General features: G+C 42.7%; 12 protein-coding genes. 7 read left to right on the plus strand and 5 right to left on the minus strand.

Annotated features, from left to right (window positions below):
• Positions 1-84: 84 nt before the first annotated feature.
• Together RTN07_RS07360 and erpA are read right to left on the minus strand one after the other, a co-directional pair.
• Positions 85-441 (minus strand): roadblock/LC7 domain-containing protein, encoded by a 357-nt coding sequence (locus tag RTN07_RS07360; RefSeq protein WP_050326054.1) that lies wholly within the window; start codon positions 439-441, stop codon positions 85-87.
• A 383-nt stretch (positions 442-824) separates the two neighbouring features.
• Entirely contained in the window at positions 825-1,157 is a 333-nt protein-coding gene (erpA, locus tag RTN07_RS07365) for an iron-sulfur cluster insertion protein ErpA (RefSeq protein WP_050326059.1), read from the minus strand.
• Between the two features lie 132 nt (positions 1,158-1,289).
• On the opposite strand from erpA, the gene RTN07_RS07370 reads away from it, so the two are divergent.
• Positions 1,290-3,263, plus strand: coding sequence for an ATP-binding cassette domain-containing protein (locus RTN07_RS07370; protein WP_312177014.1), 1,974 nt, complete (start codon positions 1,290-1,292; stop codon positions 3,261-3,263).
• Between the two features lie 48 nt (positions 3,264-3,311).
• On the opposite strand, the gene RTN07_RS07375 is transcribed toward RTN07_RS07370, so the two are convergent.
• On the minus strand, positions 3,312-4,058 hold the full coding sequence (locus RTN07_RS07375; RefSeq protein ID WP_284034829.1) for a glutathione peroxidase: 747 nt from the start codon (positions 4,056-4,058) through the stop codon (positions 3,312-3,314).
• Between the two features lie 279 nt (positions 4,059-4,337).
• On the opposite strand from RTN07_RS07375, the gene RTN07_RS07380 reads away from it, so the two are divergent.
• Positions 4,338-4,826, plus strand: a complete 489-nt coding sequence (locus tag RTN07_RS07380; RefSeq protein WP_036591734.1) for a YajQ family cyclic di-GMP-binding protein — start codon at positions 4,338-4,340, stop codon at positions 4,824-4,826.
• Between the two features lie 79 nt (positions 4,827-4,905).
• Here the strand turns inward: RTN07_RS07380 and hisB are convergent, their stop codons facing one another.
• Both hisB and def read right to left on the minus strand, forming a co-directional pair.
• Complete coding sequence (gene hisB / locus RTN07_RS07385; RefSeq protein ID WP_007117432.1) at positions 4,906-5,508, minus strand: imidazoleglycerol-phosphate dehydratase HisB; 603 nt, start codon at positions 5,506-5,508, stop codon at positions 4,906-4,908.
• A gap of 22 nt (positions 5,509-5,530) precedes the next feature.
• Entirely contained in the window at positions 5,531-6,061 is a 531-nt protein-coding gene (def, locus tag RTN07_RS07390; protein WP_050326050.1) for a peptide deformylase, read from the minus strand.
• A 383-nt stretch (positions 6,062-6,444) separates the two neighbouring features.
• Between def and RTN07_RS07395 the strand changes: the two genes are divergently transcribed.
• The 5 genes from RTN07_RS07395 to dnaK all read left to right on the plus strand — a co-directional run bounded on the left by RTN07_RS07395 (position 6,445) and on the right by dnaK (position 12,480).
• Positions 6,445-7,548: a LysM peptidoglycan-binding domain-containing protein gene (locus RTN07_RS07395; protein WP_312177019.1), complete on the plus strand. Its 1,104-nt coding sequence runs from the start codon at positions 6,445-6,447 to the stop codon at positions 7,546-7,548.
• 169 nt (positions 7,549-7,717) lie between these two features.
• Positions 7,718-8,947 carry a DNA-processing protein DprA gene (gene dprA, locus RTN07_RS07400; RefSeq protein WP_312177021.1) on the plus strand — a complete coding sequence of 410 codons (1,230 nt, stop codon included), beginning with the start codon at positions 7,718-7,720 and terminating at the stop codon, positions 8,945-8,947.
• A gap of 49 nt (positions 8,948-8,996) precedes the next feature.
• Positions 8,997-9,602: an L-threonylcarbamoyladenylate synthase gene (locus RTN07_RS07405; protein WP_312177024.1), complete on the plus strand. Its 606-nt coding sequence runs from the start codon at positions 8,997-8,999 to the stop codon at positions 9,600-9,602.
• Positions 9,603-9,814: 212 nt separating this feature from the next.
• On the plus strand, positions 9,815-10,396 hold the full coding sequence (gene grpE, locus RTN07_RS07410) for a nucleotide exchange factor GrpE (RefSeq protein ID WP_312177027.1): 582 nt from the start codon (positions 9,815-9,817) through the stop codon (positions 10,394-10,396).
• A gap of 161 nt (positions 10,397-10,557) precedes the next feature.
• Complete coding sequence (dnaK, locus tag RTN07_RS07415; RefSeq protein WP_312177030.1) at positions 10,558-12,480, plus strand: molecular chaperone DnaK; 1,923 nt, start codon at positions 10,558-10,560, stop codon at positions 12,478-12,480.
• Positions 12,481-12,790: the final 310 nt, after the last annotated feature.

Here is a 12,790-nt window from a genome sequence, read left to right on the forward strand (position 1 = left end):
ACCGTGGGTATGATAAAAACTATCGTATTACTCGATTAACTGGTAATTTTTACCTGACATCTGTCACTTTTAATGAAAAAGGCATTAAGAGAAATCTAATTCAGTCTCAAACCCTTTTAATTCATGACGCGCCATGGCTAAGTTTGATTTTTGACGATCAAGTACTAGGTACAAGAATAGGTTTTCGTTACGGACTAGCGGACGGATTAAGTGATATTGTTTACTTAATGTGATTAGGATGTCTTCGATATTATCATTAAGGTTTAAAGCTTTAGAAGCTTTACGTTTTGCACGTACTACTTCAGTGTTTCCCGCTGCTGCAACTTCAAGGTCGATACCATTACCCGTTGTGGCAAGGGCTAGACCTGATTCGCTGTCAACCAATGCAGCTGCAATAAAACCATCGATGTTATTGAGTGAGTCTAAAGATAATTTAGCCATGATAAGCTCCTTGGTATTATTAAATTAATAATAAAGATTGCTTAATTATCATTGCTTAGCTAACAAACTTAAATCATTAACACATTTAACGTTAAGTAATTAACAAGAATAAATTAATGTCAACCTATATTAGGGTACTTGATGATAACACTTAGGTGTTATTACGCTGTAGATCACACCATTATTATGGATAAAGGCTGACAACACAAATAAAATCTGATAAACGCTAAAAAAATGTAGATGATTTTGTTCAAAGGTAACAAATACAGGATAAACGCAAATTAAAAGGCTAAACTTAACAGTTACTTACTATATTTAAGCTAAAGCCTTTTAATCATTCAAATAAACTAGGTAAAAAACCACAGTAAAATTAGCCAGTAAAGCTAGATAGAAAATGACGAACCACAACCACAAGTCGTGGTGGCGTTTGGATTGTTGACGGTAAAACGCGAGCCTTCCAAGCCTTCCACATAATCAATGGTTGAGCCATGTAAATATTGGTAGCTCAAACTATCAACGACCAATGCTACGTCATCGTTGCTAAAGGTAGCATCATCATCGCCCAAGTTCTCTTCAAAATTAAAACCATACGAAAAACCCGAACAGCCACCACCCGTCACATATACGCGTAGCATCAAGTCGTTATTGCCTTCTGAATCACGTAGGCTACGCACTTTTTTGGCAGCATTATCGGTCAAGGTCATGCCATCAACCATACTATCAGTTACGGTATCGCTCATCGGGGTATTCCTTATAAAAACTTTTTTCTTATTATGGGGTGCTTGCTTTATACTATCAAGAATTTTCCCATTTAATTTTAGTCAAATTTTTTGAGTTTTGAGCCGATTATGATAGAACTAAAAGATGCCAGTATTCGCCGTGATGGGCGGGTATTATTTAAAGATGTTAATTTGCAAATCCATCCAGGTTGGAAAATCGGGTTAACAGGCAACAATGGCACAGGTAAATCCAGTTTTTTTGCGACGCTATTGAACCAAAAAGGCGAAGGCGAATTGGCACTCGATACAGGCAGTCTATCGGTTCCAAGCAGTTGGCAAATCGGTCATATGGCGCAAGAGATTGAAAGCACTGACCAGTCGGCAATAGATTTTGTGCTCAGTGGCGATAAAGAATACTTTGAGCTGCAAGATAAGATTAACCATCCAGATACTTTGTCAGAAGATGAGCTTGCCCATGTGCACGCGCGCTTCGATGATATCCATGGTTATAGTACCCCTGCAAAAGCGTCCCAAATCATGACAGGACTTGGGTTTAATGTTGCCCAAGAAAGCCAACCTGTGAGTAGTTTTTCAGGGGGCTGGCGTATGCGCCTAAACCTTGCCAAAACCTTAATGAGCCGTGCGGATTTATTGTTACTTGATGAGCCAACCAATCACTTGGATTTGGATGCCATCTTGTGGCTTGAAGAATGGCTCAAAGCCTATGACGGCACGCTACTCATGATTTCGCATGACCAAGCGTTTTTGGATAATGTGGTGAGCAATATCTTGCACATTGAAAACCAACAAATGACCCTTTATACAGGCAATTACAGCACCTTTGTGCGTACCCGTAGTGAGCGCCTAGCCCAGCAGCAGCAACAGTTTGAAAAACAGCAAGAAACCCGCGCCCACCTTGAAGATTTTATCCGCCGTTTTAAAGCCAAGGCCTCCAAAGCCAAACAAGCGCAAGCCCGTGTCAAACAGCTGGAACGGATGACTGAATTGGCGCCCATCATGGCCGACAATCCGTTTCAATTTCGGTTCAAAACACCGGCGCAATTAACGTCGCCATTATTGGTGCTAGACAATGCCAGTGTCGGCTACGACGGTGTAGCACTCATCGAGAACATTCGCCTACAAATTACCCCTGACAGCCGCATCGGTCTGCTAGGGATGAATGGCGCAGGCAAATCAACGGTCATTAAAGGCTTGGTGGGTGAGTTGCCTACCTTGTCTGGGACGCGTAAAGCCGCGGATAGTTTGGTACTAGGGTATTTTAACCAACACCAAATGGATAGCCTCGATGGCGAAGCATCCCCCATGTTGATGCTACAGCGTCTTGCAGGCAAAACCTCAGACGCCGATTTACGCGCGTTTTTAGGGAGTTTTGACTTTCGCGGTGAGCGCATTGATACCAAAAGCAAGTTGTTCTCTGGCGGCGAGCGGGCAAGACTCACCCTTGCGCTCATCGTATGGCAGCGTCCCAATGTTTTGGTATTAGACGAGCCGACCAACCACCTAGATTTGGAGATGCGGCAAGCATTGAGCATGGCCTTACAAGAATTTGAAGGGGCAGTCATTCTGGTGTCACATGACCGAGAAATGATAGCGAATGTTTGCGATGAGCTATATTTGGTGCATGACGGGCAATGTAATATCTTTGACAATGACATCGCTCATTATAGTCAGTGGTTATCACAGACCCGTAAACAGCAAGCCAAACAAGCGAACGACAATAAAAAGCTCGAAGACAAAAAATTAGCCGACCATAAAACAGATGTTTCACGTGAAACGTCTAACGTGCCCAATGCGTTATCCAAAGAAGAACAACGCAAAAAATCCGCTGAACAGCGTAAACTCACCGCGCCCATCCGTAAAAAAATCGAAAACGAGGAAAAGCAACTAGAAAAATTCATGGCGCAGTTGGGTGAGATCGAAGAAAAACTGGGTGATGCAGGTCTGTATGATGATAGCCGAAAAGCCGATTTGTTAACGTTGCTCGATGAGCAGACGGCATTAAAAAGTGAGATTGAAGCAGTGGAAGAGCAGGTGATGAATTTGATGATGACGCTTGAAGAGATGGAAAATAATTTTAACTAGCCAATAAAAAAGACAGCCTAGACTGTCTTTTTTTTATTTAAGCAAACATTATTTTGCATCAGCAAAATATTTTTGTAAGTCATCATTACCACCGATGTGTTTGCCACCGATAAACACCTGTGGGGTAGTTTCACGACCAGTAATGGCTCGCACTGAGGTAATAGTAGCGTCTTTACCAAGTACAATTTCTTCAAACTTAAAGCCTTTTTGTGTTAACGTTTCTTTGGCTTTGGCACAATGTGGGCAACCAGGCTTGGTAAAAATTGAGACAGAGGGTTTGTCTTGCCAGTTTGGGTCAATATATTTAATCATGGTATCGGCATCTGATACTTCGTATGGGTCATCACTGCCGCTGTCTTGGGGTTCGTCAAAGATTTTGACGATTTTGCCATCATCCACCAGCATCGAATAACGCCATGAACGTTTGCCGAACCCAATTGCTGAGTCATCAATTAGGCGCCCCATTGCTTCAGTAAACTCACCGTTACCATCTGGAATCACGGTCACATTGCTACAGTCTTGGTCTTTTGCCCAAGCATTCATAACAAAGGTATCATTGACCGAGACACACACGATGTCATCAACGCCTAGTTTGGCAAATTCAGTTGCCAATTCATTGTAGCGGGGTAAATGCAGTGATGAACACGTTGGTGTAAACGCCCCTGGTAATGCGAACAATACTACTTTTTTGCCTTTGAATAATTCATCTGTGCTAACATCTACCCATTTGCCTTGCTGTTGGGTATGAAAAGTCACGCTTGGCACTTGTTTGCCAATCATATCGCTAAACGCCATGTCCTACTCCTTATTATCGTAAATTGTTATATTACATTTTTTAGTAAATGACCTATTTGCTTACTCATTATACAAACAAATAAGGTAAAAAACTGTAATCAGCGTTATCAAAAATTTAATCATTTTAATTAATATTTTGAAACATAATGAAATATATGATTTATTTTATACAATTATCTTTTGAGTAAATATTGGGTCAATTGTTAAAAATTGACAAAATCAGTTATGATAGGGCAGATTTTTTAGATTTTATTCAACAAATTTGATAAGGAAAACCTCATGCCATCATTTGACGTGGTTTCAGAATTACAGTTATTTGAAGTTAAACATGCCGTACAAAATACCGAGAAAGAAATCGCCACCCGTTTTGACTTTAAAGGCAGTGATATTAAAGTCGAACTCAATGAGAAAGACAAAAAAATCACCATCACCGCAGACAATGAGTTGCAGATGGAAAACGTGTATGCCATGCTTGAGAAAAACATGATAAAACGTGGGGTGGATTTGCAGTCGCTCGACCCACAGGATAATCAAGGCTCGGGCAAACAAATGAAAAAGGTGGTCAATCTCAAAGATGGACTTGATGGCGATACCGCCAAAAAAATCAGCAAGGCATTAAAAGAGTCGGATTTGAAAGTATCGGCGGCGATTCAAGGCGATAAAGTACGAGTCAATGATAAGAAAAAAGACACGCTACAGCAAGCGATGGCGTTTTTGAAAGAAAAACAGTTTGGTGTGCCACTACAATTTAATAATTTTAAAGACTAGCACGCAAAAATTAGTACAAAAAAACTAGCATAAAAAAAGCCCTTGTCTCAAACAGGGCTTTTATTTTTACAGTTTGCTATTAAAGACTTTCTTTTGTACTCGGCAATCTATCGAGTGCGCGTTCATCATATTCCACCGCCATACGCAGCGCACGAGCAAAGGCTTTAAACGTACTTTCAATTTGGTGATGGCTGTTTTTGCCTTTCAAGTTATCCAAATGAATAGTTATCATGGCATGATTGACAAAACCATAGAAAAACTCACTGAATAAATCCACATCAAACCCACCAATCATCGCACGGGTAAATGGGATATCCATGTGCAGTCCAGGGCGACCTGAAATATCCACTACCGCACGGGAGAGGCTTTCATCGAGCGGCGCATAAAAATGTCCATAACGCACGATGCCTTTTTTATCACCAATCGCTTGTTTGAAGGCTTGACCTAGCGTGATACCGACATCTTCGACGCTATGATGGTCGTCAATGTGGGTGTCGCCGTTACAGGTAATATCCATGTCAATTAAGCCATGACGTTTGATTTGGTCAAGCATATGGTCAAGAAATGGCACACCCGTGTCAATGCTGCCTTGACCGGTACCGTCAAGGTTGATAGACACGGTGATTTGGGTTTCGGCAGTATTTCGTGTTACGGTGGCGATACGCGATGGGCGAGTGGTCATGGTTTTCCCTTACAGTTAAAAATCACAATCTTTTATGTTCAGCATCTTTTTCACGTTGTTTGACAACTTTACGCACCTTATCACGTGCACGGTCTTGTTTGAGCTTGGATAAATAATCCACAAAAATTTTACCATTTAAGTGGTCAATTTCATGTTGGATACATACGGCAAGTAGGCCTTGTGCTTCTTCAACAAACGGGTTGCCCTGCGCGTCGACAGCCTCAATTCTGACATGTTTGGGTCTATCGACTTTGTCATAATACTCGGGCACAGACAAACACCCTTCTTCGTAGCTATATAATTCATCGGCTAACGGGGTCACAATGGGATTGATAAACACCCGAGGCTGGCTGCCATCTTCAGATAAGTCCATCACTACCAATTGAATGTGCTCATCCACTTGCGTTGCCGCCAGACCTATACCTTTGGCGGCATACATGGTTTCGAACATATCATCAATCAAGGTTTTTAGGTCATCATCAAAGTGGGTAACAGGCTTGGCAAGGGTACGAAGCCTCGGGTCTGGGTAGTTTAAAATAGTACGTAAGGCCATAATGGGTCAACTTTTAATTTGGTTAATCTGGCAAAAATTCTCTAAAAAAATTGGCATAGGGTAACGCAAACGCTAAAGTTTGGCTACTATAACCTATATATAGGTGCAATCCAATCGCTTCACAATAGCAAATAATCAATGATAATTATTGAGTGATTAAAATCTACCAAAAACCAATTATTTAAAAAAACTATTTAAAGAGAATTAAAGAGAAAATTTATGAAGCCCCAATTATTTTATGCTATGCTAACCAAAATTTACATAGTGCAAATTATTGGTGATTTTGCGACACATAACACAACATTCGGCTATGATTTTTTATAAGTGATGGTAAAGCGTATGCCATTTTAAAGCGTTAAGCCGTTAACCTTGAGTATTGGGCTATGACAAACTATAACACCACGACAATGAAAAAATTATCCTTCGCTTTGTTGGCAACCCTTGGTATGACAGTGAGTTCGCTAGCCGCTGCTAATAATCCGCCACCTCGTATCAAAGCCGATGCGCCCAACCGTTATGTGGTGAAAAAAGGTGATACGCTTTGGGATATCTCCGGTAAATTCTTAGAAAGTCCGTGGCGCTGGAAAGAAATTTGGGCGACTAATAAACAGATTCGTAATCCGCATCTGATTTATCCAAAAGATGTGATTATCTTATGTGTGATTAAAGGGCAAAAATTGGTCGGTGTAGACACGGGGGAAGGCTGTGCAGGCATTGAAAAAGCCATGAGCGCGCCAACCACTACGACCACGGTGGTGAGTGCCGCAGGTAGCATCGCTGCGATTCCTTTGACTGCCATTGAAACATGGCTTGAGCGCAATATCATCGTATCGCCTGATGACTTTAAAACTACCCCCTATGTGCTTGCTTCAAAAGATAAAAACATTATCACAGGTGTCGGTAACAAAATTTATGCCAAAGGCGTGCCACTCATTGTGGGACAACGCTATGGCGTGTACCGTGAGGGCGAACCGTATGTTGACCCAGTGACCCGTAAAGTCATCGGTCTTGAAGTCACCCAAGTTGCCGCAGGTATCGTCACTAGCGTAGCATCAAACGGTGTTTCTAGTATCGAGCTTAAAAAATCGTATGGTCAAGAAGTGCGCGAAGGTGACCGTGTATTTGTCGAAGTCGGTCAGTACTTGCCACCCGCTTTTTATCCAAAACCTGCCAGCGTTACTCGTGGCGGTCGCGTGATTCGTATTTTAAATTCCATTAGTAGTGCGGGTCGAGATGGGGTGATTGCCATTAATTTGGGTACCAGCCAAGGCGCTGAGCCAGGCGATGTGTTGACGGTTTATCAAAAAGGCGCTTTAGTGTTGGACGACTATTCATCCGTGAAAGGTGGGGCAGTACGATTGCCAAGTGAGCAAATCGGTCATGTCATGGTATTTAAAGCATTTAACGATATTAGCTACGCTTATGTACTCGATGCAGAATCACCGATTCATGAGCAAGATTTTTTATTGCCTGCGGTCGGCAACTAACGCTTTCGCTTACTTTTGCTTGCCTGCCCTTGCTTATGCTTGATGGGTAAGCGATTGTTCAAAAGCCAGTCACCTTGACTGGCTTTGCTGTCTTTAAAGTTTTTATGGTGAGAAAAATTTATAATAGCAAACATTCATAAGCCCTATACATGCCTAAGGAATATACGTGATGCAGGATTATCAGCCTAACTTAAACCCGGCGCAGCAGGCTGCCTTATTGTTATGGCATTTAGTGAACTTATCGGTGCCGGTTTATAACAAGCTTGTAGCGCGTTTTGGTAGCGCTGAACAAGCCATTCAAGCCAAGCTGGCAGACTGGCAAGCGCTGGGCTTGCATGATAATCACCACAAACGTTTTGCTGAGTTTATCAGCGCCAGTCGAACCAGCCAGTTTTTGCATGATACGCTATTAGAACTATCACAAGGGCAGTATGGAGTGGTGTTTGATAATGATCCTTTATATCCGTCGCAGTTAAAAAACATCTATGACCCACCCCCTTTGCTATTGTATCAAGGCAACTTATCTGCCTTAAGCCAACCACAATTGGCGATCGTTGGAAGTCGTAAACCTAGCCCGCATGCTGAAAAAATCGCCTTTGATATGGCGCAATATTTGGCGCACGAAGGCTTATGGGTCACCAGTGGCATGGCAGAAGGCATTGACAAACAAGCGCATTTAGGTGCGTTAAGTCTACAGATGACGGGTACACAAGGTGGTACTATTGCGGTACTGGGCAATGGTATTAAACATTGTTACCCAAAAAATCACGCCAGCCTTAAAGCCCATATTATTGCGTCAGGTGGCTGCGTCATTAGTGAATTATTGCCTGATATGCCGAGCAATCGTTACCATTTTCCAAGGCGCAATCGGCTCGTCGCTGGGCTAAGTTTGGCAACTTTGGTTGTAGAAGCCGCTGCCAAAAGCGGCTCGCTCATCACTGCCAGAGAAGCCAATGAACAAGGCAAACAAGTCTTTGCTATTCCTAGTCATATTGATAACCTCAACGCCAAAGGTTGCCACCAATTGATTCGTGAGGGTGCGACCTTGATCGATCATCCCTCACAAATTTTGGAAGATTTATCAATTTTTAAATCACCGCTTGTCAAAGCCGCTGAGGTTGAACTAGCGCCGATAGTTGCACAGGCAGTGAGCAATAGCGCTCAATTACCGTCCGAATCAGCACCAAACACCCAGCTGCACCAAGCGCCATTGTCGATGGAGGTGGCGCCACATCTGCAGACACTACTTAATCAACTCGATTGGGTCGGGCAAGATTTAGACAGCTTGGTCGATAAGACCGGCACCGATATTGCGACACTCATGGGCTGGCTGATTGAGCTTGAACTCATGGGACTGGTGATGCAGCGCGGCGGTCTATACATGCGCTGCCGCCCTTAATTTTGATAAGCGATAAGCAAAGAAAACTACCAAATAATCGAGGTATATAATGCAATTTAATGACACCCAGCTCGATGCAGTTCAGCAATTTTTACAAGCCGGCAATCTGCTCGCTTATCCAACCGAAGCGGTGTGGGGAATCGGCTGTGACCCATTTAACAAAACCGCAGTGAAACAGATTTTAGCGATTAAACAACGTCCAATCGAAAAAGGCATGATTGTTATTACAGGCGATATCGCCCATATTCAGCCATTCTTGCAGCCGTTACCACAGCAGGTAGTCGACAGCATTGCGGCAAGTTGGCAGTCTAGCGATGCACAAGCCACCACTTGGTTGTTACCGATTCCTGCATCATTGCAAGGCAAAATCCCCGACTGGGTCACAGGTGGGCGAGATAGCTTAGCCATACGGGTGATTAGCCATCCGATGATTGCCAAACTATGTAATCACATTGCCCACGTAGACAACAATAACCCGTTTGGATTTTTGGTATCCACAAGTTGTAACCTATCGGGTTTAACACCTGCTACTGATTTTGCGGCTGCTTATCATTACTTCGGTGATGCCATCGGTTATTTACTCGGCGATACCATTGGATTTGTTCGACCTAGCCAGATTTTTGATGCGATAACCCAACAACAAGTACGCGCTTAACACCTTGTTTTTAGCAATTTTTATCTTCTCATGTCATAAATACGCAAATTTAGTGTGGATTTCATAGTAAAAACACCATTTTGACCCGCAAATAATGCGACTCACTCTTGAAATCAAAGGGATTCACCATTATCAAAGCCAATAACTTTAACCGTTGTAACGTGTAACTGTTACCCTGGTGACGATTACTTTGATAATAGGAGTGATGATTGATGAATTCAGCTGATAACAACCAAAATACGCAACCGCAAAATCAAACTGACGCCGTCTCAACGGAGTTAAAAGATGCCATGGAACAGTTTGAGCCAAGTAACGAGCAAAAAACCATTCCTAGCGACATCAATTTGAGCACCTACGAGCAGCGTATTGCCGAGCTTGAAGGTCAAGTCAAAGAAGCCAAAGAAGCCCATGCCCGTGCCAATGCTGAAGCCTACAATGCGCGCAACCGCATGGAGCAAGAAACCGAAAAAACCAAAAAATTTGCCTTAGAAAAGTTTGCCAAAGACCTATTAGAAACCGTGGATAACCTTGAACGTGCAATTGAAAGTAGCCAATCTGACAATGATCCCGTGCTTGAAGGCGTCAAACTTACCCACAAATCGCTGCTTACGGTGCTAGAAAGATACGGCGTAAAAGTGGTTAATCCCCAAGGCGAAACATTCAATGCTGACCTGCATGAAGCCGTGGGTATCGACCCAGAGGCGAGCGCCAACCAAGTAGGTCAAGTACTACAAAAAGGTTATACGCTACATGAGCGTTTATTGCGTCCAGCCATGGTTCGCGTAGGTAGCTAGTAAGCAAGAAGTAAATAACGGATTGACCGATTGGTAACAAGTGTAGCAAAAAACTTTTGCTAACTGCTTGAAAAAAACCATCGTTAAACCGATATAAAAATACAAGACAACGTGGTGCTCATCACCACTTACCATCAAAATAAAAATTGGAGAATTTAATTATGGCTAAAATTATTGGTATTGACTTAGGTACAACCAATTCATGTGTTGCAGTGATGGAAGGTGACAAAGTTAAAGTCATCGACAATGCTGAAGGCGCACGTACCACCCCATCAATCGTTGCTTATAAAGATGACGGCGAAATCTTAGTGGGTCAATCAGCCAAACGCCAAGCGGTAACCAACCCACAAAATACCTTATTTGCTATCAAGCGTTTAATTGGTCGCAAGTTTGAAGACAAAGTCGTGCAAAAAGACATCGGCATGGTGCCATATAAAATTGTCAAAGCTGACAATGGCGACGCTTGGGTTGACATTAACGGTAAAAAATTAGCACCACCTCAAATCTCTGCTGAAGTTTTGAAAAAAATGAAAAAAACTGCAGAAGATTATTTGGGTGAAAACGTCACTGAAGCGGTAGTAACGGTGCCTGCTTACTTTAATGACAGCCAACGTCAAGCCACTAAAGACGCAGGTAAAATCGCAGGTCTTGATGTCAAACGTATCATCAATGAACCTACAGCGGCAGCTTTAGCTTATGGTATGGACAAAAAAGGCGGTGCAGACCGTAAGATTGCGGTTTATGACTTAGGTGGTGGTACTTTCGATATTTCAATCATCGAAATCGCGGACGTTGATGGCGAGCAGCAATTTGAAGTGCTGTCAACTAATGGTGACACTTTCTTAGGCGGTGAAGACTTTGACTTGACCTTGATCGACTACTTGGTTGAAGAATTCAAAAAAGAAAACAGTGTGAACCTAAAAGGTGACCCGCTGGCAATGCAGCGCCTAAAAGAAGCGGCAGAGAAAGCGAAGATCGAACTTTCAAGCTCACAAAGCACCGATATTAACTTACCGTATATCACTGCCGATGCCACAGGTCCAAAACACTTAGTGGTAAACGTAACCCGTGCCAAGTTAGAAAGTTTAACTGAAGCGCTTGTCAACCGTACCATTGAGCCTTGTAAAATCGCACTGAGCGACGCGGGCTTAAAAGCGTCTGATATTGATGACGTTATCTTGGTGGGTGGTCAAAGCCGTATGCCACTGGTACAACAACGAGTTCAAGAATTCTTCGGCAAAGAGCCACGTAAAGATGTGAACCCTGATGAAGCGGTAGCGATGGGTGCAGCGATTCAAGGTGCGGTATTATCGGGTGACAAAACTGACGTACTACTGCTTGACGTAACACCGTTAACCCTAGGCATCGAAACCATGGGCGGTGTGTTGACGCCAATCATCGAGAAAAACACCATGATTCCAACCAAGAAATCACAAGTGTTTTCTACAGCGGATGACAACCAACCAGCAGTAACTATTCAGGTCTACCAAGGTGAGCGTAAAATTGCCGCCCAAAACAAATTGCTTGGACGTTTCGATTTGACCGATATTCCACCCGCACCGCGTGGCGTACCGCAAATTGAAGTTACCTTTGACATCAACGCTGACGGTATCATGAATATCTCGGCTAAAGACAAAGGTACGGGTAAAGCACAAAGTATCCAAATTAAAGCCGATTCAGGTCTATCAGATACTGAAATTGAGCAGATGATTCGTGATGCTGAAGCCAATGCCGCTGAAGATGCTAAATTTGCTGAACTTGCGCAAGTACGTAACGAAGCAGACGGTCGTATTCATGGCGTACAAAAAGCTATGAAAGATGCGGCTGATAAAGTAACCGATAGCGACAAAACCGCAGTAGAAGACGCTATCAAAGCGCTAGAATTGGCTGTCAAAGAAGATAATCTAGAAGACATCAAGTCAAAACTTGAAGCCCTAGACAATGCCTTCTTACCGGTTAGTCAAAAAATCTATGCTGACGCAGGCGCTACGGCAGAAGCGGGTGATGCACAGCCTCAACAAACCCAGCAAGATGATGGGGTCGTTGATGCAGAATTTACCGAAGTAAAAGATGACAATAAATAATCAGTTCACCGATTAAACCATCGATAAAAATACCGCCGCAAGGCGGTATTTTTATTTTATTTGAAAATTTTAAAAAAAGGTGTTGACACCCATCCAGATTCACGTATAATACGCCACCACTGAGCGACGAAGAGTTTACAAACAAGTAAAACAAGTTACGAAGCTTAGAAAGAATTAAAATAAAGCTTGACAGCGTAAAACGAAAAGTATTACAATATCAAGCTCACCAGATGATAGATGATATCTTTGGTACATTAAATAACAACAAACACAAGAACAACTTGTGTGGATTTTCACTTAGGGCGATAAA

Origin of the sequence: Moraxella sp. CTOTU46934 (assembly GCF_031979465.1) — a bacterium.
GTDB lineage: Bacteria > Pseudomonadota > Gammaproteobacteria > Pseudomonadales > Moraxellaceae > Faucicola > Faucicola tetraodonis.

Excerpts from the sequence above, each read along its gene's own strand:
- RTN07_RS07360 (WP_050326054.1), bottom strand. The coding sequence starts at position 441 with ATGGCTAAATTATCTTTAGACTCACTCAATAACATCGATGGTTTTATT.
- erpA (WP_050326059.1), bottom strand. The coding sequence starts at position 1,157 with ATGGTTGATGGCATGACCTTGACCGATAATGCTGCCAAAAAAGTGCGT.
- RTN07_RS07370 (WP_312177014.1), top strand. The coding sequence starts at position 1,290 with ATGATAGAACTAAAAGATGCCAGTATTCGCCGTGATGGGCGGGTATTA.
- RTN07_RS07375 (WP_284034829.1), bottom strand. The coding sequence starts at position 4,058 with ATGGCGTTTAGCGATATGATTGGCAAACAAGTGCCAAGCGTGACTTTT.
- RTN07_RS07380 (WP_036591734.1), top strand. The coding sequence starts at position 4,338 with ATGCCATCATTTGACGTGGTTTCAGAATTACAGTTATTTGAAGTTAAA.
- hisB (WP_007117432.1), bottom strand. The coding sequence starts at position 5,508 with ATGACCACTCGCCCATCGCGTATCGCCACCGTAACACGAAATACTGCC.
- def (WP_050326050.1), bottom strand. The coding sequence starts at position 6,061 with ATGGCCTTACGTACTATTTTAAACTACCCAGACCCGAGGCTTCGTACC.
- RTN07_RS07395 (WP_312177019.1), top strand. The coding sequence starts at position 6,445 with ATGACAAACTATAACACCACGACAATGAAAAAATTATCCTTCGCTTTG.
- dprA (WP_312177021.1), top strand. The coding sequence starts at position 7,718 with ATGCAGGATTATCAGCCTAACTTAAACCCGGCGCAGCAGGCTGCCTTA.
- RTN07_RS07405 (WP_312177024.1), top strand. The coding sequence starts at position 8,997 with ATGCAATTTAATGACACCCAGCTCGATGCAGTTCAGCAATTTTTACAA.
- grpE (WP_312177027.1), top strand. The coding sequence starts at position 9,815 with ATGAATTCAGCTGATAACAACCAAAATACGCAACCGCAAAATCAAACT.
- dnaK (WP_312177030.1), top strand. The coding sequence starts at position 10,558 with ATGGCTAAAATTATTGGTATTGACTTAGGTACAACCAATTCATGTGTT.